The sequence below is a fragment of the Ruegeria sp. E8 genome (assembly GCF_056533985.1).
Genome location: NZ_JBQFOY010000023.1, coordinates 38,691 through 60,617, shown reverse-complemented (window position 1 = coordinate 60,617; position 21,927 = coordinate 38,691). Strand labels below are relative to the sequence as shown.

At 59.6% G+C, this 21,927-nt stretch carries 17 protein-coding genes; 10 read left to right on the top strand and 7 right to left on the bottom strand.

Going from position 1 to position 21,927, the window contains the following annotated elements; all coding sequences use genetic code 11:
- Positions 1–53: 53 nt before the first annotated feature.
- Genes ACR0LF_RS21010 through ACR0LF_RS21000 form a run of 3 tightly spaced genes read right to left on the bottom strand, consistent with a single transcriptional unit; the run spans position 54 to position 2,613 of the window.
- Positions 54–569 carry a flavin reductase family protein gene (locus tag ACR0LF_RS21010; protein WP_480583040.1) on the bottom strand — a complete coding sequence of 172 codons (516 nt, stop codon included), beginning with the start codon at positions 567–569 and terminating at the stop codon, positions 54–56.
- Positions 569–1,459, bottom strand: coding sequence for an aldo/keto reductase (locus ACR0LF_RS21005; RefSeq protein WP_480583043.1), 891 nt, complete (start codon positions 1,457–1,459; stop codon positions 569–571). The genes ACR0LF_RS21010 and ACR0LF_RS21005 overlap by 1 nt, the downstream gene beginning before the upstream one ends.
- Positions 1,459–2,613 (bottom strand): LLM class flavin-dependent oxidoreductase, encoded by a 1,155-nt coding sequence (locus ACR0LF_RS21000; protein WP_480583046.1) that lies wholly within the window; start codon positions 2,611–2,613, stop codon positions 1,459–1,461. The genes ACR0LF_RS21005 and ACR0LF_RS21000 overlap by 1 nt, the downstream gene beginning before the upstream one ends.
- Positions 2,614–2,718: 105 nt before the next feature.
- Between ACR0LF_RS21000 and ACR0LF_RS20995 the strand changes: the two genes are divergently transcribed.
- The 6 genes from ACR0LF_RS20995 (at position 2,719) to ACR0LF_RS20970 (ending at position 10,337) form a co-directional block, all read left to right on the top strand.
- Positions 2,719–3,429, top strand: coding sequence for a GntR family transcriptional regulator (locus tag ACR0LF_RS20995; protein WP_480583049.1), 711 nt, complete (start codon positions 2,719–2,721; stop codon positions 3,427–3,429).
- Positions 3,430–3,441: 12 nt separating this feature from the next.
- Entirely contained in the window at positions 3,442–4,533 is a 1,092-nt protein-coding gene (locus ACR0LF_RS20990; protein ID WP_480583052.1) for a Gfo/Idh/MocA family protein, read from the top strand.
- Positions 4,534–4,790: 257 nt separating this feature from the next.
- On the top strand, positions 4,791–6,887 hold the full coding sequence (locus tag ACR0LF_RS20985) for a hydantoinase/oxoprolinase family protein (RefSeq protein ID WP_480583055.1): 2,097 nt from the start codon (positions 4,791–4,793) through the stop codon (positions 6,885–6,887).
- On the top strand, positions 6,884–8,536 hold the full coding sequence (locus ACR0LF_RS20980) for a hydantoinase B/oxoprolinase family protein (RefSeq protein ID WP_480583058.1): 1,653 nt from the start codon (positions 6,884–6,886) through the stop codon (positions 8,534–8,536). Before ACR0LF_RS20985 ends, ACR0LF_RS20980 begins: the two co-directional genes overlap by 4 nt.
- A complete protein-coding gene (locus ACR0LF_RS20975) occupies positions 8,533–9,600 on the top strand; it encodes a pyridoxal phosphate-dependent aminotransferase (RefSeq protein WP_480583061.1) in 1,068 nt (355 codons plus the stop codon). Before ACR0LF_RS20980 ends, ACR0LF_RS20975 begins: the two co-directional genes overlap by 4 nt.
- A complete protein-coding gene (locus ACR0LF_RS20970; RefSeq protein ID WP_480583064.1) occupies positions 9,597–10,337 on the top strand; it encodes a maleate cis-trans isomerase family protein in 741 nt (246 codons plus the stop codon). Before ACR0LF_RS20975 ends, ACR0LF_RS20970 begins: the two co-directional genes overlap by 4 nt.
- A gap of 32 nt (positions 10,338–10,369) precedes the next feature.
- On the opposite strand, the gene ACR0LF_RS20965 is transcribed toward ACR0LF_RS20970, so the two are convergent.
- From ACR0LF_RS20965 to ACR0LF_RS20955, 3 genes are all read right to left on the bottom strand, one after another.
- On the bottom strand, positions 10,370–11,920 hold the full coding sequence (locus ACR0LF_RS20965; protein ID WP_480583066.1) for a trimethylamine methyltransferase family protein: 1,551 nt from the start codon (positions 11,918–11,920) through the stop codon (positions 10,370–10,372).
- Between the two features lies 1 nt (position 11,921).
- Complete coding sequence (locus ACR0LF_RS20960; RefSeq protein WP_480583069.1) at positions 11,922–12,887, bottom strand: D-2-hydroxyacid dehydrogenase; 966 nt, start codon at positions 12,885–12,887, stop codon at positions 11,922–11,924.
- Between the two features lie 135 nt (positions 12,888–13,022).
- Positions 13,023–14,378, bottom strand: a complete 1,356-nt coding sequence (locus ACR0LF_RS20955; RefSeq protein ID WP_480583072.1) for an MmgE/PrpD family protein — start codon at positions 14,376–14,378, stop codon at positions 13,023–13,025.
- 223 nt (positions 14,379–14,601) lie between these two features.
- Here ACR0LF_RS20955 and ACR0LF_RS20950 point away from each other — a divergent pair, with 223 nt between their 5' ends.
- The 3 genes from ACR0LF_RS20950 to ACR0LF_RS20940 all read left to right on the top strand — a co-directional run bounded on the left by ACR0LF_RS20950 (position 14,602) and on the right by ACR0LF_RS20940 (position 19,373).
- A complete protein-coding gene (locus ACR0LF_RS20950) occupies positions 14,602–15,498 on the top strand; it encodes a LysR substrate-binding domain-containing protein (protein ID WP_480856463.1) in 897 nt (298 codons plus the stop codon).
- 178 nt (positions 15,499–15,676) lie between these two features.
- Positions 15,677–16,927 carry an aminotransferase class V-fold PLP-dependent enzyme gene (locus ACR0LF_RS20945; protein WP_480583078.1) on the top strand — a complete coding sequence of 417 codons (1,251 nt, stop codon included), beginning with the start codon at positions 15,677–15,679 and terminating at the stop codon, positions 16,925–16,927.
- A 28-nt stretch (positions 16,928–16,955) separates the two neighbouring features.
- The gene (locus ACR0LF_RS20940) at positions 16,956–19,373 is read left to right on the top strand and encodes a GcvT family protein (protein ID WP_480583081.1); all 2,418 of its coding nucleotides are present in this window, start codon (positions 16,956–16,958) and stop codon (positions 19,371–19,373) included.
- 74 nt (positions 19,374–19,447) lie between these two features.
- Here ACR0LF_RS20940 and ACR0LF_RS20935 read toward each other — a convergent pair whose 3' ends face one another.
- Positions 19,448–20,374: a LysR family transcriptional regulator gene (locus tag ACR0LF_RS20935; protein WP_480583084.1), complete on the bottom strand. Its 927-nt coding sequence runs from the start codon at positions 20,372–20,374 to the stop codon at positions 19,448–19,450.
- A gap of 106 nt (positions 20,375–20,480) precedes the next feature.
- Between ACR0LF_RS20935 and ACR0LF_RS20930 the strand changes: the two genes are divergently transcribed.
- On the top strand, positions 20,481–21,857 hold the full coding sequence (locus ACR0LF_RS20930; protein ID WP_480583088.1) for an aminotransferase: 1,377 nt from the start codon (positions 20,481–20,483) through the stop codon (positions 21,855–21,857).
- Positions 21,858–21,927: the final 70 nt, after the last annotated feature.

Below are 21,927 nucleotides of genomic sequence, written 5' to 3'. Positions count from 1 at the left end.
GGATCCTCCCACTGTGTCAGCTGCCGGTTTTTCCGGCAGTCGTCATATCGCGCTTATTTTTGCGCGAATTGGCCGATTTTTCCGGCGTAGAACGTCAAAGCGTCCCCGTCTGCCATGCTGGCCTTCAGGACTTTGCCCACGACGATGACGTGATCGCCCGCATCGTGATAGGCGTGCTGCTCGCATTCGAACCGGGCAAGACAATCCGGCAGCACGGGGGTGCCGTTTTCACAGCGATCATGCGCGATGTCGCGCAGCGCAAAGGCGTCTTTCGAACAGTCAAAACACAACTCAGTTTGCCCGGCAGACAGAACATGCACACTGAAATGACGCGCCTTTTGGAAATAGGGGAAGCGACGAGAATTCCGGTCACCTGCCCACATCACCAGTGGCGGGTCCAGGGACAGGGACGAAAAGCTGTTGGCGGTAATGCAGATCGGTCCGTCGTCACTGTCGCAGGTGACAATAGTGACCCCGGTGGCGAACTTGCCGAACGCATCGCGCAGGGTGCGGGTATCTTCCCGTTGCGGGACAAATGTGTGGGTCAGGTCCTTTGAGATTGCATTCATCACGGTACCTCATGCCCCAGCGCCGCCGTATACAGGCGGAACCAGCTTTCACGATCCAGCGTGACCTTCAGCGCGTCGGACGCACGCTTTATGCGGTCCAGATTGTTCGTGCCCAGAACGGGCAGGATGCCTGCCGGATGGGCCAGCAGAAAAGCGATCGCCACGGCGGCCCGGTCAACGCCGAACTCGGCCGCGATTTCATCTGCAACCACCGCGACCGGAGGGTTTCCGGCCATCAGCATTCCACCGCCAAGCGGGGACCACGCCATCAGCGGATGCCCATGCTGCTGATGAAACGCGAGATCGCCGTTGGTAAAGGGGCTTATTTCGCCCAGAGAAATCTCGATCTGGTTCGTCACCAGTTGGGTCTTCATCGCCGATTGCAACAGGTTCCAATCCCACGGGCGGAAGTTCGACACACCGACCGCGCCGACCTTGCCGCTGGCCACAACCTCGTCCAGCGCCGCACCCGTTTCGTGATGATCCATGAACGGATCAGGGCGGTGGATCAATAGCAGGTCGATATGGTCAATCGCCATCTCGGCCAAAGACGTATCGACCGATTTCAGGATATGCGCGCGCGAGGTATCGTAGTATTTCACCTTGGCATCCGAATACCGGCCACAGGGTGCGACGATGTCACATTTGGTGACGATCTCCATCTTCGCGCGCAGACCGGGATTGGCGCGCAGGGCGTTGCCCAGAACCGCCTCGGCCCCGTAATCACCATAGATATCGGCTTGGTCGAAGGTGGTAATGCCCTGATCCAGACAGGCCTGGATCTTGGCCTCGACATGCGCCGCCGAGGTGTCGCTGTCGTCTCCCAGTCGCCACATGCCATAGACAAGACGGCTCATTTCCAGCGTGTCGGATAGTTTCACACGTTGCATCAGCGGCGTACTCCGTTGCCCAGCGGTGTCGCCGGGGTATTGGCAGGAACCCTTCCGTACGCTTCGGGAAGGGAACAGGTTTTGAGGTTGGGCATCACGCGGGCACCAAAGTGTTTGGCCTCGTCCATGTGCGGGTAGCCTGAGAAGATGAAGGCACGGATGCCCATCTTCTGATACTCTTCGATCTTGGTCATGACCTGATCGGTCGACCCGACCAGGGCCGCCCCGCAGCCCGAGCGCGCCCGCCCAACGCCGGTCCAGAGACCGGGTTCAACGTAACCATACTCATCCGCCAGATCGCGGTTCTTGGCCTGATGCGCCACGCCCAGAGAGGTCGCATCCAGCGCCCGTTCACGGATCGCACGGCCATATTCGTCATCAAGTTTGGACACGATGTAGTCGGCGTACTCCTGCGCCTCGGCCTCGGTGTCGCGGACGATCATATGGACGCGCAGGCCGTAATCCAGCGTCCGGTTGTAGTTCTCGGCGACTGCATGAACCGCTTTCATCCGCCCAGCCAGTTGATCCTTGGTTTCCGGCCACATCAGGTAGACGTCACAATGTTCGCCGCACAGGTCCAGAGCGGACGGAGAATAGCCACCGAAATACAGCAACGGGCCGCCGGTCTGATAGGGCCTTGCTGGATCGGTGGTCAGTCCCGAGAAGTTATAGACCTCGCCTGCATGGTTGACCTCATCCCGCGTCCAGGCTTGTTTCAGGATTTCCACCACCTCGCGCGAGCGCTGATAGCGATAGGCGCTGTCTGCCTTTTCCCCCGGGAAATCCGAAGAGATGATGTTGACCGTCAACCGCCCATTCAGCATGTGATCCAGCGTCGCGATGGTCCGGGCCAGCATGATCGGCTGCATCTCTCCGCATCGTACGGCGGCCAGCAGGTTGATCTTTTCGGTAATCGGCGCACAGCCGGCCACAAAACTCAGCGTATCCTGACCCACCTGATAGGAAGACGGGCACAGGATGTTGCGAAACCCCTGTGCCTCGGCCTCTTTCACGATGCCCGAGCAATGATCCCAGCTGGATCGCAGGTCGCCATCAGGCACACCCAGAAACTGATAGTCATCCGAACACAGCGCCGCAAACCACGAAACCTCGGCCGCATCCAGATCGGGGGATGTGATGGGGACGATGGTCATTTGATTCGCGCTCCATGCATCTTTTACTTTTCTCTTGCGTAGCAAGCGCATTGATGTAGATCAATAGTGTATCAATTTTTCCCGCGACCGAGTAAAACGCCTCAAGTGACCGTCAACGCCCGAAGCTCCAACGCCCTGCCGATCTATGTTCAAATCTCGGAACTGCTGATCCGTGATATCGCGGCCGGCCGTCTGATGGATGGCGAGCGTCTGCCGCCTGAACGTGAGATGGCTGCCGAGTTGAAGGTCTCGGTCGGGACTTTGCGAAAATCGCTCGCCGAGCTTGAGAAAAAGGGGATGCTGGAGCGTATTCAGGGGTCCGGAAACTACATCCGCGAAACCGGCACGCAGAACAGCGTCTATGCCATGTTCCGGCTGGAACTGCCCGAAGGCGGCGGCCTGCCTCGGGCCGACATTCTGTCGGTCGATCATCTGACAAAGCCCGCCGACCTGCCGCAATTCGGCCTGTCTGACACCGGCTCGCGTGTCCGTCGGATGCGTTATCTGAATGACACAATCATCGCGGTCGAGGAAATCTGGCTGGACGCATCCGCCGGAAAAATCGATCAAACCCAGCTTTCGGATTCGCTTTACCGCTATTACCAGCACCAGTTGGGGTTCTGGATCGCGCGGGCCGAAGACAGGGTCTCAATCGGGTCGCTGCCCGACTGGACGCCAAAATCTTTCACGAAACCTGCCGGGGAAACGGTGGGATATATCGAACGGTTCAGCTGGTCGGAAAAGGCCGAACCCGTCGAGTTTTCAAAAACATGGTTCGACCCGGATCGGGCCACCTATGTCCAACGTCTGAAGTAAAAGGAAACGCGCATGACCCGGACCATCCACTACGGGCTGATCGGATGCGGCATGATGGGGCAGGAGCACCTGCATAACATAGCTTTGTTGGACGGCACGCGAGTTTCTGCGATCTTTGAGCCTGACGCCGTTATGGCAAAAGAAGCACAGGCCATTGCGCCAGATGCAGTCATGGCAAGCTCGGTGCAAGAGCTGTTGGATGTCGAAGAACTGGATTGCATAGTTATCGCCAGCCCCAACCATCTGCATGTCGCCCAGCTCTGCGAGATCGCAGAGAAGCGGCCACTGCCGTTGCTGGTGGAAAAGCCTCTGTTTACGGATCCGAATGACGTTACCCGGCTAGAGCAGTTACAGCGCGATTACCCTCACCCAATCTGGGTTGCGATGGAATACCGCTATATGCCACCCATCGCGACCTTGATCGACAAGGTTGGCGACACGGGTGGGATCAAGATGCTGTCGATCCGGGAACACCGCTTCCCGTTTTTGGAGAAAGTCGGCAATTGGAACCGGTTCAACCGAAATACAGGTGGCACTTTTGTCGAGAAATGCTGTCACTTCTTCGATCTGATGCGACTTATCCTGCATTCTGATCCGGTGCGTATCACGGCCAGCGGTGGGCAGGCCCTGAACCATCTGGACGAACGCTATGATGGCGAAACCCCGGACATATTGGATCACGGTTACGTGCTGGTCGATTTCGCCAACGGCGCGCGGGCGATGCTGGAGCTGTGCATGTTTGCCGAAGGCGCGCGCTATCAGGAGGAAATCTCGGCCGTCGGTCCGAAGGCCAAGATCGAGGCGCTTGTGCCGGGGCCGGGGCGGTTCTGGCCAGCGCATCTGGGCGAGCCACCGGTGCCGCAAGTCATTGTCAGCCCGCGCAACCCCAAAGGACCAGTTTCGCAGGACATCCCTGTTGATCCGCGCCTGCTGGCTGCGGGCGATCACAACGGTTCGACCTACTATCAGCACCAGGGTTTTCTGGACCTGCTGCGGGGGAACAGGGCCGCACCGGATGTGTCACTGCAAGACGGCTTATGGGCTGTTCGAATGGGATTGGCTGCGCAACAGGCACTCGAAACCGGCGAAACTGTGCGCCTGTAGTCTTTTCCAGAGAAGCTCTATCAGGTTCAGGTTTAAGACTTATTGGCTTGCAGCAACAATTTTGTCGCTTGCAGGCCAACGTGTCGTAAAATCGCTAGCCGCTTTGCTCGCGGTAAATGAAAAAACCTTATGAACTGTCTGTGTATTCCCAATCGTCTCGACCGCCGTGCAACCGGCTGTGATCTGGTGCCGCCGCGCGGATAATCGCCCTGTAGGGCGTTCTGCCTGCCTGCATTCAGACGATAACGGAATACCAAATGACAACTGCTCTGCGCCTTGCCATCGATATCGGTGGCACATTTACCGATACAGTTCTGGTCTCGGGTGATGAGACGATACTGGCATCGACCAAAACCCTGACCACGCATCAGAACCCCGCCGAAGGTGCCATGGAAGGCGCGCAGCGCGTCATGGCGCAATCCGGGCGGACACTGAAAGAAGTGACCGGCTTTATCCACGGCACCACGCTGGCGACCAACGCGCTGATCGAACGGCGCGGGGCGGTTGTGACCACGATCTGTACCGAAGGGTTTCGGGACATCCTCGATATCGGGTATGAGCGGCGGTATTCCCAATACGACATCAACCTCGAAAAACCGGACCTGCTGGTGCCGCGCGAACGCTCTTTGACCATACGCGAGCGCATGTCGGCAGAAGGCGAGGTACTGATTGAACTGGACGAAACGCAGATCGACCGGCTGCTGGCCGAGATCGAGGCCAGCGGAGCCAAAGCGGTGGCGATCTGTCTGATGCATTCCTATGCCAACCCGGCCCACGAACGACGCTTGCGTGATCTTCTGGCTCAACGCCGTCCGGATCTGACCATCTCGATCTCGTCCGATGTCAGCCCCGAAGCGCGTGAGTTTGACCGGCTTTGCACTACAGTGGCCAACGCCTATATCCAGCCGTTGATGGAAAGCTATCTGGCCCGGTTCGTGGAGCAATTCGCAGCCGAGGGCGTCACCTGTCCGATCCTGATGATGACGGCGGGGGGTGGTATGTGCACGGTTGAAACCGCCTCGCGATTCCCCATTCGTCTGGTCGAATCCGGCCCGGCGGGCGGGGCCATTCTGGCCGCGCGCATTGCGGCGCGCGCCGGGTTGGATCAGGTCCTGTCCTTCGATGTGGGAGGAACGACCGCCAAGCTCTGCCTGATCGACAAGGCGCGTCCTCAGACGTCCCGCTCTTTCGAAATCGCCCGCGCGGCGCGGTTCATCAAAGGGTCTGGCATGCCGGTGCGTATCCCGGTGATCGAGATGATTGAGATCGGCGCAGGTGGCGGCTCAATTGCAGGCGTTGATCGTCTCGGGCGTCTGACCGTGGGCCCCAAATCCGCAGGATCGGAACCCGGGCCGGTTGCCTTCATGCGCGGCGGAACCGATCCCACGGTCACGGACAGCGACATCTCATTGGGCTATATCGTCCCGGACACCTTTGCCGAGGGGCATATCAAGCTTGATCCCGACGGGTCCAAGGCCGCCCTGACGCGCGTGATAGGTGAAAATCTGGGACTTGATGCGATAGGCGCGGCAGACGGCGTCAGCCGCATCGTGGATGAAAGCATGGCCAGCGCCGGGCGTATGCACGCGGTTGAAAGCGGCAAAGACCTTGGTCCTAGGACCATGATTGCCTTCGGCGGCAATGGCCCTCTGCACGCCAGCCGCGTCGCGCGGTCAGCAGGGGTGTCGCGTATCGTTATTCCACCCAACCCCGGCGTCGGCTCAGCGGTTGGGTTTCTGTTCGCGCCGGTCTCGTTCGAGATCGTCCGCTCGCGTTATTCCCTGCTCGACAGCATGGATATGGATGGGGTGAATGCCCTGTTTGACGCGATGATAGCCGAGGCAAAAGAGGTTGTCGCCCAAGGGGCAGGGGATGCCCCAACCGAAATCCTGCGTACCGCTTTCATGCGCTATAACGGGCAGGGGCATGAGATCGAAATTACCCTGCCGGATCGTGCTCTGACACGCGAAGATATCGCGCCACTCACAGCCGCTTTTGAAGAGGAATATCGCAAACAATTCTCACGCCCGGTTCCGGGGATGGAGATTGAGATTCTCAACTGGGCCGTTCGGGTCGCTACGCCGGACAGCGCTGTGCCTGCGGTGCCCCCGACTCCAGACCGAAAAACCTTCAATACTTCCGAGACGCGGCCGATCACCTGTGATGTGGATGGTACAACGAAAGAGGCCGCCTTCGTCGCCCGTGCGGACTTGACCCACGGCGACTATGTGCCGGGGCCTGCGCTAATCCATGAGCCGCAGACCACCACGCTCGTTTCTGCCGATTTCTCAGCCCAAATGGATGCCATCGGCAACCTCGTCTTGATCCAGGATCAGAAAGGAGGCGCAAAATGACTGCTGATCTGTCCCCCGCCCGCCTGCAAGTGATGTGGAACCGTCTGCTGGCCGTGGTTGAAGAACAGGGCCAGACCCTGATCCGTGCCGCCTTTTCGCCGATCGTGCGTGAGTGCGGCGACATTTCCGCCGGGATTTTCGATGTAAATGGCCGGATGCTGGCGCAGGCCGTGACCGGAACGCCGGGCCATATCAACACGATGGCCGAAGCCGTCCTGCACTTGCGCGGCCGTTTTGCGCTGCAGGACATGAAACCCGGTGACATCTACATGACCAATGACCCGTGGCTGGCATCGGGGCATTTGAACGACTTCCTGTTGATGATGCCCGCATTCAAGGATGGCAAGGTGGTGGGCTTTACCTCATGCACCTCGCATCTGGTGGATCTTGGGGGGCTTGGTATGGGCCCCGAGGGATCGGATATCTATGACGAAGGCTTGCTGATCCCGCCCTGCAAGCTGGTCGAGGCCGGTACACCCAACGCTCTGCTGATGGACATCATCCGCGCGAACTCGCGCGAGCCTGTGGCGAACGAAGGCGACATTTACGCCCTGATTGCCTGTTGCGAGGCAGGTGTGAACCGTCTTGTCGCAATGATGGACGAGTTCGGGATCGACGATCTGGACACGCTGGGCAGCTATATCATCGACACCTCGCGCAAAGGCGCGCTGGAGGCGATCGCAGACGTTCCCGAAGGCGTTTACAAAAACGTGCTGCGCATGGACGGGTATGAGAACGAGCTTGAGTTGCACGCCACGCTGACCGTCACCAAAGACGGCATGCATGTCGATTTCACCGGCACGTCGGGTTGTTCGAAAAAGGGCATCAACGTGCCGCTGAACTATGCCACGGCCTACACCGTGTTTGCTCTGCGCTGCATCGTTGGGCCGGACATCCCGAACAACGCAGGCTCGCTGGAACCCTTCACGGTGGACGGCCCAAAAGGCTGCATCCTGAACGCGCAGCATCCGGTTCCCGTGGCCATGCGGCATACGCTGGGGCAGGTGACACCTGATCTGGTGCTGGGCTGCCTGCATCTAGCCTTGCCTGATCAGGTGCCCGCCGAAGGGGCCTCCTGCATGTTTGACCTGCCAATGCGCCACGCGCCCGAAGTCGCAGCGAACGGCGGGCGCGAGTTCGCAATCGAACCGGTTCACAACGGTGGCACCGGCGCGCGACCTCATGCGGATGGCCTTTCGGCCACGGCATACCCTTCAGGCGTCTTCGGATCGCAGGTCGAGATCACCGAAAGCGTGGCCCCCGTGGTCATGTGGCGGCGCGAGTTGCTGCCGGATTCCGGCGGTGCAGGCAAGTATCGCGGTGGATTGGGGCAAAGGATCGAGATGACGTCCTCCAACGATGCGCCGTTCATCGTGTTCTTGTCGGTCGAGCGCCTCAAGTTTCCCGCCCTTGGCCGGATGGGCGGCCAACCCGGTGCGCCTGGACGCATCCGGTTCCGTGACGGCGACGGCGATATTCCGGGCAAAGGGGAGTTGCTTGTGGAAGGCGGTGATTACCTGATCTTCGACACACCTGGCGGCGGCGGCTTTGGTGATCCGGTCGAACGTGATCCGGAAGCGTTGAATTTGGACCTGAAGCGTGGCTTGATCACCGAAGAGGGCGCCAAAGCTTACAGAGGTGCATCATGATCCAAGCTATTGAACACGTCCACGCCATGGCCGCCTATGCGCTGGCCGATCTTGGTGGGTCGGATACAATTTCTCTGGCCCAGAATGAAAGTGCTTTTCCGGCCAGCCCTGCAGCCATCGCGGCAGGAAGGGCGGCATTGGATCAGATGCCGCTTTATCCCGATCCCGACTGGCCGGACCTGCGCGCGGCCATCGCGCAAACACACGGGGTGCCATCCGCGCAGATCCTGTGCGGTGCCGGTTCGATGGAACTGATCGGTTGTCTGATCCGAGCTTTTGCTGGGGCGGGCGACCGCGTATTGGGCACCGATTATGGCTATGCCTACGTGGCCTCGGCAGCGGCTCAGGTGCAGGCGGACTACGTAAAAGCGCACGAGGTCGATCTTACGGTCTCGGTGGATGATATTCTGGCTGCAGTTACCTTCGAAACCCGGATTGTCTTTGTTTGCAATCCGGGCAACCCGACCGGGACATTGATCCCGAATGCCGAGTTGATCCGTCTGCGGGATGCCTTGCCAGGCGGTGTGTTGCTGGTGATCGATCAGGCTTATGCGGAATTTGCGGATCAGGATAATGACCCGGCAGAGATCTTCGCGCTGGTAGAGCACGGCGACACCGTGATCATGCGGACCTTTTCCAAGGCCTACGGGCTGGCCGGTGCGCGCGTGGGCTGGGGCCTGTTCCCGCCCGAGATCGCTGCTGAGTTGCGCAAGCTGTTGAACCCCAACAATGTGTCGATCCCTTCGCAAGCCATGGCAACGGCCGCGATGCTGGATCAGGCACATATGCGCGACGCGGTGGCCAAAACCACTGCCATCCGGGATCGTTTTGCTGACGAGTGCCGGGCGTTGGGATTGCTGGTGCCGCCCAGCCATACCAACTTTGTCCTGATCCGTTTTTCTGACGCCGAAGCAGCCCAAAAAGCGGATGCCGCCCTGCGGTCGCAAGAGCTTCTGATGCGGGGTATGGGGGGCTATGGTCTGCACGATTGCCTGCGCGCCACGATCTGCTCGGAAGACATCATGAACCGCTGTCTGGCCGTTCTGAAAGAGGTGACGTCATGACCTTTGAAACCCGCACAAAGGCGAAGATCGGCGTCTTGGTGCCCTTCACCAACACCAACCTCGAAGCCGACATGATGTTGATGCGATGCCCCGATACGACGGTGCATTTTCAACGTATGGGCGGCTATGATGTGGATGAAGTTCCCGGTTCGGATCAGATGGCGGGACTGGGCGCCTCGGACATAAGTCATGATCTGAAGATGATCTCGGGTGTACGGCCTGACGTTGTGCTCTATGGCTGCACATCAGCCACGCTGACCCACGGTCCGTCATTCGATGAACAACTGGCGCAGGATATCAAGGCTGGATCCGGCGCGCTGTCCTTTACCGCGGCCGGGGCTCTTGTGGGCGCGATCAAAACACTGGGCGTGACCAAGGTCGGGTTTTCTTCGCCCTATCTGGGTGAGATCAACACGCAGGCGATGGAGTTTCTGGCTGAAAACCGGATCACAACCGTCAAATGCGCCGATATCGGGCGCGAACTGGGCAACTACGGACAAGGGGAACTGACCCCGGACGAGGTGTTTGACCTTGCCTGTCAGGCCGACCACCCTGAGGCCGAGGCCATCGTTCTCAGTTGCACCGACATGCGCGCGGTTGAGGCGGTGGAACGGATCGAAGCCGCGCTCGACAAACCGGTGGTCACATCCAATCAGGCGATGATGTTCGCCCTGATGCGCGCGCTTGGCCTTCCAAGGCACGGGGCCGTTCCGGGTCGTTTGTTCGATCTGTTGTAAGCAAAGGCCGGGTTGAGAACCCGGCCTTGTCTTCAAGGCTCGTCTGAACCGATCTCTTCCTTGCGTTTGTCGATATAGGCGTCCAGCTCTTCGCGGATCGCCGGGTCCATGACGGGTTCTTCGTATTCGCGCAGCGCCTGCTGCCAGATCTCGGTCGCGCGGTTCAACGCGGTCTTTGACCCCGCAGCCTCCCACGCACCGTGGTTTTGCCAATCGGACAGCATCGGCGCATAGAACGCGGTTTCATACCGCTCCATCGTGTGTTCGGTGCCAAAGAAATGCCCGCCGGTCGGGACGTCCTTGATGGCCTCGAACCCCAATTCGCTTTCGTCGAATTTCAGCGGCTTTAGGAACTCCATCATGTTCTGGAGGATTTCCACGTCCATAACCAGTTTCTCGTAAGACACGGTCAGCCCGCCTTCCAGCCATCCGGCGGCGTGATAGACCAGATTGGCCCCACCCAGCACTGCGCCCCAAGTGGCCATCATCGTCTCGTACGCCGCCTGCAAATCAACCACGTTCGAGGCGTTGGCGTTGGACGTACGATAGGGAATGCCATAGCGGCGGGTCAGCTGACCGCTGATCATATTGGCCTTGGTGTTTTCCGGAGTGCCAAAAGCCGGAGCGCCCGAGCGCATATCCACATTCGAGGTGAAGGCCCCGTACATCACCGGCGTGCCGGGATTGACCAGTTGGGTCAGGGTCACGCCAAACAGCGCCTCGGCATTTTGCTGCGCCAGAGCGGCAGGCAGCGTGACCGGGGTCATCGCCCCCATCAGGGTGAAAGGCGTGATCGTAACCGGCTGGCCATGCTCGGCCATGGCGATCAGCCCGTCCCCCATCGCGTCATCGAACAGGCGCGGCGAGTTCACGGAAATGATGGTGATCACCCCGGGATCCGCGCGCATCTGGTCCAGCGTCATGCCGCGCGCGATGGCCATCATGTTGATACCGTCCATGGCCCGGCCCCGGCCAATCGCGGTGGCGTGGAAACTGAGGTCGCTATAGGTCAGGTTGGCGTTGTAAGTGTCCAGATGCCGGTTGTTGGCGGGCATTTCCTGCGGTGCCGTCACCTGATTGCCGATCAGGTGGATCGCATTGAAATGATGGGCCAGTTTGATGAAGTTGCAATAGTCTTCATAGTTGCCCGGTCGTCGCCCGTTGACACAGTCATGCACATTTGGCGGTCCGGCAACGAGGCCGAAATTGACATGGTCACCACCCAGCGTGATCCGCTTTTCCGGGTTGCGCCCGGTCAGTGTGAATGTCTTCGGGACTGTCTTCAGGGCTTCATTGACGATGCTTTCGTCGATGCGGATTGTCTTGGTGTCGCGATCCACCAGCGCTCCGGCCTGTTCGAACAGGTCCATCACATTGTCGCCCATGACGCGAATGCCTGCCTCGGACAGGATACGCATCGAGGTTGCATGTAGCTGATCCAGTTGCGCGTCGTTCAGCAATTCGATCTTGGGCGACGCATTGACGATGGATTGCCAGGGCAGCTGCTGAATCTCTGCACTTGCCCGTGCGCTTTTCCCGCGTCGGCCACCGCTTCGGGATGTGCTGCGTCTGTCTCGTGGCATTTCAATATCCTCGTTCGGGATTGACGATGTTTGTCAGCGCTTCGCCCTTGCGGTAGCGCCAAAGGTTGTCCGCGAACATCTCGACCGATTTGAGATCCCATCCCTCATAAACGGACGAGCAATGCGGCGTGACGATCACGTTATCGAAGCCCCAGAGCACATGGTTCTCGGGCAGCGGTTCGATTGAAAAGACATCCAGTGCCGCGCCGCGCAACGCGCCGGAGTCCAACGCATGAACAAGCGGGGCTTCGTCGATCACGCCCCCTCGGGAAACATCGACGATCACCGCACCCGGTTTCATCGCCGCAAACGCCCGCGCGTTCACCAATCCCTTGGTGCTGTCCAGAAGCGGCACACAGACAACGATGAAATCCGCACGCGGCCAGAGGTCGGGCAGGGCGTCCATGCCGTGAACCTCATCCACATTCGGTGTGTCCTTGGGACGGGCCCGGACGCCGATGGTCGTCAGGCCCATTGCCTTTGACCGGGCCGCGACGGCCATACCGGTCTGTCCCAGACCGAGGATCAGCACCGTCTTGCCGTCAATCGGTTCAACCTTGCCGGAAACCCACTCCCGCCGTGTTTGCGCGGCCCTGAACCCGGGCAGATCCAGCGTGAAGTGAAACATCGCACCCAGCGCGTATTGCGCCATCATATCCGCAGCGACCCCGGCAGCATTTGTCACGGTAAACGTGCCCGAATCCCACGGGGTCATGTGATCCGTACCCGATCCGCCGACCGAGACCCATTTGACGCTGGGCGCATCGATCAGAGCCTGTCGCGGAAAACCGGGCGTGCCAGCGAAGCGAACCGAATAAACAACCTCGGCCTGCGTGTCTTCGATCATACCCGGCAGCGCATCATAGCTGTCGCAAGTGTGTATCTCGAGGTCAGGATGTCGCTGCGCGAGCACCTGTTTCGAGGCGTCGGGATTGTTGGTGTGCAAAATGGTGACGGGGGATTTCACGAAGTGACCTCTTTGTTGAATTCCTGGCCTGCGGTCATGATCGCATGGGCGAAAGTTGCGGTAGAGGACACTTCGCAGAATGCACGTAAGCAGGCCTAAATTTCAGCAGCTTAGATGGCATTCCTAAAGTCCTGCCTATACATTGCCCGGCGCGTCATAAAGCAGGGCTCCAAGGTCTGAAAATTTGGACCCCGGCTCGCAGAGCCCCAAAACCGCGTCGCGAATGGCCCCGGCCCGGGCGACGCCCAGAGACGGCGTGGCAAATTCCATGAACTTCTCTTCTACTTCTGCGTCATCCATCGGCGCTTCGGGCCCGCCCCGCGCATGAACATCACCTGATTCCAGAACCTGCCCGTCTTTCAGCGTCATGACGACATCCGCAAAGCGGCTTTCGGGGAACCGGCTGGAGTGCCGTTCGGTCTCGGAAACGGAAATGCGGTCCACAATCGACGCCACCAGAGGGTCCGACAGCCCCGACCCGGAAATGTGCTCAACCCCGATCCGCCCATATGCAGCCATCGTGGCGACTGCAAAGGGCAGGGAATACTGCGCCTTGGACGTGTCGTCGGGCATTCCCTGAAACAGGCAGGCGCTTTCACGGAAGGTGTTGACGTGTATCGCCGCGATCTCCTGATGCATCAGATCATGATCGCGCATCAAAGCCCGAGTGGCGTCGATGGCGGCATGGGCCCAACGGCAGATCGGATAGGGTTTCACATATTGATGCTCCATCTGCCAGAACTGACCCAGATCCTGCCAGTAGGGCGCGACCTCATCAGCCTCGATGGTAATAGCAGGGGCACCGGTAAAGCCTTTTTCGGCCAGCAGGGCCGAAGACATGCCCACCAGCGCGCCCCAGCCCGATCCGTCATGCAGCATTGTTGGATTGGCAATCTCGCGCATCATCTGGCTGCGGGGGCCGTGATATTCGGCAATGCCCATGGCCTGTCGCATCTGATCAGCTGTTAAGCCGCGCAACCGGGCAGCCACGGCAACAACGCCCAACGCGTTCCATGCGCCTGAGGTGTGATAGTCGCTGACCGTATTGTGCAGCGAAATACCTGCTCGCCCGGCAACCTCGTACCCGATGGTCACGGCCGCCAGCGCCTCGGGCCCCGAGAAATCGTCGACCGTTTCAGCCAATGCGGCAAGCGCAGGAACAACTGCCACGCCGATATGGCCCTTGGTCGGATTGTACCCGTCATGCCCATCCAGATTGTCGGTCTGGGTTGCTGCCGCATAGGCCGCGCCTGCTGCACTGACCCGGCGGCCGTCAAACAGCATACGCGCTGCAAAAGCCTCATCGCCCGCGCCATAAAGCGCCAGTGTACTTTCCCGCGCGATCAGCCCGGCGGCCATGGGGCCTGAACCGATCGTGATGCCCAGCGTATCCAGCAGCATCCGTGCCGCGGCCTTCAGCGTAGTTTCGGGAAAGTCCGCAGCCGTGCTGCCAAGGGTGAAATCCGCAACCTTTTGAAATGTTCCTGCCATGGCCTGCCTGCGCGTGATGAGAGTTCGAATACCGGTGTTTGCGGAAAAGGTAGGTGCTTTTACCGAAGGCGGCACGAAAACAATCCTTGGGCAATGGCACCGGATATTTTGTGGCTGTCTGGTTCCGGGTGTCGCAAACGTGACATTGTTGATGTCGCAAACGTACAAGAGGCCGGGGCTGGGGCACCATACTCGAAGTATAAGCCGCACCGGATAAACAAAAATGATGAACCTGCCGCACCTTTCCTTTCTTCGTTCTTTCGAGGCCGCGGCCCGCCACCTGAGCTTTACCAGCGCCGCGGAAGAGCTGAACTGCACGCAATCTGCGGTCAGCAACCATGTGCGCTCGCTGGAGGAATTCATCAAACGTCCGCTTTTTGTGCGGCACCCCCGTTCCCTGTCGCTGACGGATGTGGGCAAAGCCTATCTGCCGTCCGTGCGCCACGCGCTGCAGGAAATCGACGTGGCCACGCAATCAGTTGTTCTGCGACCGCATACCAAAACAGTGGCCGTGTCCTGCCCGTTCAGCCTGGCCGAGAACTGGCTCCCCGATGTCATTCAGGGTTTTTCCGAGGATCACCCCGGCATTTCCGTGACGGTTCACGGCACAATCTGGGAGGATGTCGAGCCGAACGTTTCGGACATTTCCATCACGATCAATCATGTTGACGACGTGGCCGAGGGCCTGACGCAATTGTGGGTCGACAAGCTGACAGTGGTCTGCGCCCCTGATTTCTCGGTCCACAATCATCTCCTGACCGATCCACAGCAATTGCACGACGCGCCACTGATCCACATCCTGGGTCGGCCCGCCTATTGGGAAAAGGTGACCGCGCATTTCGGGCTGGAGGACCTGAACCAGAAAGAGGGGCCGCGCACCAATGCCTCGAACCTCGCGCTTGAACTGGCGGCGAAATCTCTGGGGTGTTTGGCGCTGCCAAAGTCGTTGGCGCGCCCCTATTTGGATCAGGGCCTGTTGATCGAGCCATTCGATCTGAATCTGGACAGCCCCTGGGGCTACTACGCCAAATTACGGGACAATTCCGTAACACCGGCCGTCAGGCTGTTTCAGAACTGGCTCTTGAAAGCCGCCGCTGACACGGATGCCTGGTACCGGTGATGGGCAAGTCTGGCGAGATGGAGTGTATTCCGACGGCCATACCAATCCAAGCAACACGCGACTTGCGCAGAATTTTCGACCGCTTTGCCACGGTTTTTTTTGCATGTCTTGTGAAGGCAACCATCCTAGGTTCGGCAAAACAATCCTTCGCCGACACAACACAAAAGCGCCACCTGCCATGAGCCAAATCTCAGAAAGCCTGCTGGAACACATCCGAGGCCGTTTTGCCCAGATCGATCATTGCCCCGAACAAGGCGAACGGATCTTTTTCGAAAATGCCGGAGGGGCGCTGACCCTGAACTCGGTGCTGGATAGCTCGACCCGCTATGCGGCGATCCCCGACAATCAGGGGCGCGACAATCCGGGATCTCACGCGCTGGTTGCCACGATCAACACGGCCAAGGCGGATATGCGGGATTTCATGAACGCAACCGGCGGGCAGTTTTTTGTGGGCGAAAGCGGCACTGAGCTGTTGTTCCGACTGATCATGAACGCTTGTCTGGGAAGTGGTGCGGGCGTTGTGTTGGGATCCACATTGGAACATCCGGCCACGCGGTCGGCCTGTGATCGTTGGGCCCGCATCGCCGGTCAGACCCACGTGTTGATACCGCATGACGATGCCACCGGTACCGTCACCGCCGAAGGTTATGCCGCAGCCGTGACGCCAGATACCAAAGTGGCGACGATCCTGCACACCTCACCCGTGACAGGCATGGGCGTCGATGTGGCGGCCGTTTCACAAGCCATCCGCGCCGTTGCTCCGGACTGTTTCATCATCGTTGATGGCATCCAGCACGCAGCGCATGGCCGGATTGATCTGACAGCCTATGACGTCGATGGGTATGTCATCTCACCCTACAAAGTGTTTTCGCGCCATGGCTACGGCGTGGCGTGGATCTCCGACAGGTTGACCGCGTTGGAACACAATGCCCTTCTGGATGGTCCTGCGGACAACTGGGAAATGGGCACGCGCGACACCGGGGCTTACGCCACGATGTCCGACGTCGTGTCCTATTTCGAATGGCTGGGCAGCCAGGTCAGCGATGCCACCGACCGGCGCGGCAAGTTTCTGGCGGCGGGGGATGCGATCCATGCGCAGGAAAAGGCGCTGACCGATGCCATGATCCACGGCACCGGCAATCTGAGCGGTCTGGCCGAAATGGAGAACGTTACCGTTCTTGGCGGCATCGACAACCCGGCGCGCGAAGGTCTGGTTTCGCTGCGCGTCGAAGGCGTGGCCTCGTCCGACGTCGTCAAACGGCTGAACGAACAAGGTATCCGCACGCATCTTCGCAAGGCGGATCACTATTCGGGCAATATCCTGACACCGCTGGGCTATGACGCCTGTGTACGGGTCTCGATGTGCCACTACAACTCGATTGGCGAAGTCGCCAAATTCCTTGCCGTCATGAAAGAAATCGCCGCCTGAGCCGCGCCATATCGAAGGACACTCATTCATGAAAACCCACGCACAAGCTGTTGTCATCGGTGGCGGTCTTGCCGGTACGTCGATCCTGTATCACCTCGCCAAACTCGGCTGGACGGATTCGATCCTGTTGGAGCGCGACGAACTGACCAGCGGCTCGACCTGGCACGCGGCAGCCAATATCCACGGCCTGCATGACAACAACAACATCACCCGCATCCAGCACTATACAATGAACCTGTATAAGGAGCTGGAGAAGGAAACCGGCCAAAGTTGCGGCGTGTTCCAGCCCGGCTCGCTCTATCTCGCGCAAACCGAAGAGCGCGAACATCAGCTGCGCCTGCAAGAGGCGAAAGCGCGGTTCTACGGTCTGAACTTCCACGAGGTCAGCCGCGAAGAGGCCAAGGAACTGCACCCGCTGGCGCAGTTCTATGACATCCGCTGCATTATGTACGAACCCGATGGCGGCAATGTGGACCCGTCCGGCGTGCCTCATGCTTACGCCGCCGGTGCCCGTGCCATGGGTGCCACCATCGAACGGTTCTGCCCGGTCATCGGGACGGAACAACAGCCCGACGGCAGCTGGATCGTGCACACATCCAAGGGCGACATTCACACGCAATGGGTGGTCAATGCCGCCGGTCTCTGGGGCCGTGAGGTGGCGGCGCTGGCGGGTCTGACGCTGCCGCTGCAACCGACCGAACACCAGTATTTCGTGACCGAAACCATTGATGAAGTGGCAAATCTGGGCCGTCGACTGCCCTCGATCGCCGACCGCGATGGCGAGTATTATTTCCGGCAGGAAGGCAACGGTCTGCTGATCGGGGCTTATGAAAAAGACATGAAGTTCTGGGCGGAAGAGGGCACGCCCCTGGACTTTGCCCATGACCTGTTCCCCGATGATCTGGACCGGATCATGGAAAACGTGATCCGCGCCACCGAACGCGTTCCGGTCGCGGCCACCGCCGGGGTGAAACGGGTGATCAACGGGCCGATGATCTGGTCGCCCGACGCCAACATGCTGTGGGGGCCGGTGCCCGAGCTGAAGAACTACTTCCTCTGCGGCGGTCTGATCCCCGGCTTCTCGCAATCGGGCGGGCTGGGCCTGCTGGCGGCGCAATGGATGATCGAAGGTGAGCCGCAATATGACATGTTCGCCTGGGATCTCGCCCGCTTTGGCGATTGGGCCGACAAGAAGTTCACCAAAGCGCGGGTCGAGGATGCCTATACCCATCGCTTCAAGATTCACTTCCCCAATGAAGAACGCAGCGCAGGCCGTCCGGCCCGTGTGCGCCCCGCCTACGAGATGCAGAAACAGATGGGCTGCGTCTTTGGCCTCAACTGTGGCTGGGAACATCCGCTGTGGTTTGCTGATGAGTCCGGAACCGAAGAGACCATCGGCTATACCCGCCTGAACTGGTTTGACCCGGTCGGGCGCGAGGTGCAGATGCTGCGCGACAGTGTGGGTGTGATCGATATATCGAACTTCGCCAATTACGTGATCAAGGGGCCGGGCGCGTATGACTGGCTGGATCGTCTGGTTGCAAATCGTGTTCCCACCGAGGTGGGGCGCAGCTGCCTGACGCCGCTGATCTCGGTCCGTGGTGGTGTGGCCGGGGATTTCACCATCACCAAGCTGGCCGAAGAGGAATACATGATGATCGGTTCGGGCATGGCCGAGCGCTATCATCAACGTTTCTTCAACATGGTCGAGATGCCCGAGGGCACAACGCTTGAGGTCGCCACCGATCGTATCGCCGGGTACAACATTGCAGGCCCCAAAGCGCGCGAGGCGCTGGCGCGCCTGACCAATGCCGATCTGTCAAACGAAGCGTTCCGCTTCATGCGGTCGCAGAAAATCACCGTTGCGGGCGTAGATTGCGTGGCCATCCGTGTCAGCTTTACCGGTGATCTGGGTTGGGAATTGCACTGCGCCGAGGGGGATCAGGTTGCGCTTTACACCGCGCTGCTCGAGGCCGCCAAAGAGTGCGGCGGTGGCCCCGTCGGTGGGCGCGCGCTGGGATCGTTGCGCATCGAAAAGGGGTATGGTTCCTGGGGACGGGAGTATTCTCAGGAATACTGGCCGCAAGAGGTTGGATTGACCGGCCTTATCAAGCTGGACAAGGATTTCCTGCACAAAGACGCCTATCTGGCCGTCAAGGACAATGCCCCGCGCGAGGTGCTTTCAATCTTTGAGCTGGACGTGACCGAAGATGCTGACGCCACCGGCAGTGAGCCGATCTTTACCCCCGACGGCACGCCCGTGGGCCGGGTCACATCGGGGGCTTTTGGCTATTCGGTCGGAAAATCTCTGGCACTGGGTTTCCGCAACCCCGAGGTGGCGCAGCCCGGAGACGAGGTCGTGATCCAGGTGATCGGCAAGCCGCACAAAGCGCGGGTGCTGGCAGAGGCACCGTTCGATCCTCAGGGCAGCAGGCTGCGTTGCTGAATGATGGTCGCAAACTGACTGCGCCTGATGACGGATAAAACCCATAGCCGCAGATCCCCATCCGGGATTTGTGGCTATGTGATGTGAAATCCGCTGTCCGGCAGTTCACACCATTCCGATAGCAATTGTGCAATCTGAAAGATCGGGTCACCGTCCTCTACATCCTCGGTTCTGAGAACGGCGTGCCAGGGGACCGAAATACCGTCTTTGGTCACACCCGCGCCAACGATCCGGCCCTCCTTCAGCGCAGAGCGAACGGCCCAGTTCGACAAAACACTGGTGCCAAGGTCCGAGGCGACCAGTTCCACGATCGCTTCAGGCAGTTCGACTGTGGCGGCCCATTTCGGATAGCTGTCGGTGGGGCGGAACAGCAGCGCGAATTCGCGATCCGGCTCAGGTATCTTGGTGTAGGTGATGAACGGCTCGCCAACGATATCGCTGCCTTCAACATATTCACGCCCCGCCAACCTGTGCGACGGCGGCATGATGTAAAGCAACGGGTCTTCGAACAGTTTCATGCTGCTCAGCCCGGCTTGCGATACGTTGCCCGAGGTGATCGCGATATCCAGATGCCGGTTCAGCAGCCCGGTCAAGGGATCACTGCGCGCACCGGCCATGATCTGAATGTCGATCCCGTCGGTGCGCGACTTCATGAACTTGATGAAAGACGGCAACCAACGATAGTTGCTGTAGGCTTCAACCGACAGGCGCACGACATGTTGCACATTGGCGTTCATGCGGCGCACATCCTCTTCGGCGCGGTGAAGATCGGTCAGGATACGCTCAGCCACAACCGCCATGTAATCCGCCGCTGGTGTCTTGCGCAGCTTCTTGTGCATGCGGGTGAACAGGGGCACATCCAGCCTGCGCTCCGCCTCGCGCAGGCGGTGGGACAAGGCCGAAGGCGTTACCCCGAGCTTCTTGGCCGCGTCGGTGATCCGACCGGTTTCGTTGATCGCCTGAATCAGTTGCAGGTGGCGCAGGTCCAGCAGAGGTTTCATGGGTTTTTAGCCTGAAAGAAATTCACGAAATCGAAAAAACTTCGAAATTGAAATTCAGTCAATATAAATGTGAAATCGCCCCAACCTTTCAGTTGGAGCACCCTTTATGAACGTTGACGCCAAACGCGCCACCGAGCAGGACAAGGCACATCACGTGCATCCTCAGTCGAATTTACGCCAGCATTCCGAGAGTGGTCCAACCATGATCACCCACGGCAACGGGGTGTTTATCTATGACAGTGAAGGGCGCGAGATTATTGACGGGTTTTCCGGTCTGGGCTGTGTCTCGCTGGGCTATCACAACGAACGTCTGTCGAATGCAGCGAAGCGCCAGATGGACGTGCTGCCTTTTGCGCCCACCTTCTACAACCGCTCGCATCCGCGCGTGGCGGAACTGGGCGAGCGGCTGATCGGGATGGCACCCGAAGAGATGAACCGGGTGATGTTCCAGTGTTCGGGGTCCGAGGCCAACGACACTGCGATCAAGCTGCTGTGGTACACCAACACCGCGCGGGGTGAGCCGAACCGGCGCAAGATCATCGGCCGGGTGCGCGGCTATCACGGCAATACGGTTGCGACGGTGTCGTTGTCAGGTCAGCCTCATATGCATGCCAAGTTCGGCCTACCGCTGCCCGAGTTCAAACACACCGAACTGCCGAACTATTATCGCTTTCACATTGATGGAGAAAGCGAGGAGGAGTTCTCGGCCCGAATGGCGGCGAAGTTCGAAGAACTGATCCTCGCCGAAGGCCCCGAGACGGTGGCCGCATTCTTTGCCGAACCCGCGATCTCGGGTGGCGGCGCGCTGATGCCGCCGGAAGGCTACTGGCGCGAGATGCAGGCTGTCCTGCGCAAGTATGACATCAAGTTCCTGGCCGATGAGGTCGTCTGCGGCTTTGGCCGCACCGGCAATATGTGGGGATCGCAGACATGGGGTCTGGAGCCCGATATGATCTCGTGCGCCAAGGCGCTGTCGGCGGCGTTCTTCCCGATCTCGGCGCTGATGTTCAAGGATGAGATGTATGCCGACATGATGAAGAACTCGGACGAGGTCGGTACCTTTGGCCACGGCTATACCTATGCAGGCCACCCGGTCGGGGCCGCCGTGGGGCTGGAAGCGCTGGACATCTATGACGAGATCGATCTGGTTGGTCATGTCCGCAAGGTCTCGGCCCGGTTCCTCGAGAAATGCCATTCCATGGCCGATCATCCGCTGGTGGCCGAGGTGCGCGGTGTCGGCCTGTTCTGCGGGTTCGAGCTGATGCAAGACGCCAAGGGCCGCGAACCGTTTGATCCCTCTTGGAAAGTGGGCGAACTTGTGCAGAACTTTGCCCATGACCGAGGTCTGTACCTGCGGGCAATCGGCGACCGGATGAGTTTCATGCCACCGCTGATTATCAATGAGGATGAGATCGACATCGCCACGGAACGGTTCAAAGGCGCGCTGGATGACGCCTGGGCCGTTGTCCGCGACAAGATCTGATTACCTTTCCGGGGTCGGGCAAGCTTTGCTCCGATCCCAGCGCCGCCGACTGTCCCCCTCGGACGGCGCG

Excerpts from the sequence above, each read along its gene's own strand:
- ACR0LF_RS21010 (WP_480583040.1), bottom strand. The coding sequence starts at position 569 with ATGAATGCAATCTCAAAGGACCTGACCCACACATTTGTCCCGCAACGG.
- ACR0LF_RS21005 (WP_480583043.1), bottom strand. The coding sequence starts at position 1,459 with ATGCAACGTGTGAAACTATCCGACACGCTGGAAATGAGCCGTCTTGTC.
- ACR0LF_RS21000 (WP_480583046.1), bottom strand. The coding sequence starts at position 2,613 with ATGACCATCGTCCCCATCACATCCCCCGATCTGGATGCGGCCGAGGTT.
- ACR0LF_RS20990 (WP_480583052.1), top strand. The coding sequence starts at position 3,442 with ATGACCCGGACCATCCACTACGGGCTGATCGGATGCGGCATGATGGGG.
- ACR0LF_RS20985 (WP_480583055.1), top strand. The coding sequence starts at position 4,791 with ATGACAACTGCTCTGCGCCTTGCCATCGATATCGGTGGCACATTTACC.
- ACR0LF_RS20980 (WP_480583058.1), top strand. The coding sequence starts at position 6,884 with ATGACTGCTGATCTGTCCCCCGCCCGCCTGCAAGTGATGTGGAACCGT.
- ACR0LF_RS20975 (WP_480583061.1), top strand. The coding sequence starts at position 8,533 with ATGATCCAAGCTATTGAACACGTCCACGCCATGGCCGCCTATGCGCTG.
- ACR0LF_RS20970 (WP_480583064.1), top strand. The coding sequence starts at position 9,597 with ATGACCTTTGAAACCCGCACAAAGGCGAAGATCGGCGTCTTGGTGCCC.
- ACR0LF_RS20965 (WP_480583066.1), bottom strand. The coding sequence starts at position 11,920 with ATGCCACGAGACAGACGCAGCACATCCCGAAGCGGTGGCCGACGCGGG.
- ACR0LF_RS20955 (WP_480583072.1), bottom strand. The coding sequence starts at position 14,378 with ATGGCAGGAACATTTCAAAAGGTTGCGGATTTCACCCTTGGCAGCACG.
- ACR0LF_RS20950 (WP_480856463.1), top strand. The coding sequence starts at position 14,602 with ATGATGAACCTGCCGCACCTTTCCTTTCTTCGTTCTTTCGAGGCCGCG.
- ACR0LF_RS20945 (WP_480583078.1), top strand. The coding sequence starts at position 15,677 with ATGAGCCAAATCTCAGAAAGCCTGCTGGAACACATCCGAGGCCGTTTT.
- ACR0LF_RS20940 (WP_480583081.1), top strand. The coding sequence starts at position 16,956 with ATGAAAACCCACGCACAAGCTGTTGTCATCGGTGGCGGTCTTGCCGGT.
- ACR0LF_RS20935 (WP_480583084.1), bottom strand. The coding sequence starts at position 20,374 with ATGAAACCTCTGCTGGACCTGCGCCACCTGCAACTGATTCAGGCGATC.
- ACR0LF_RS20930 (WP_480583088.1), top strand. The coding sequence starts at position 20,481 with ATGAACGTTGACGCCAAACGCGCCACCGAGCAGGACAAGGCACATCAC.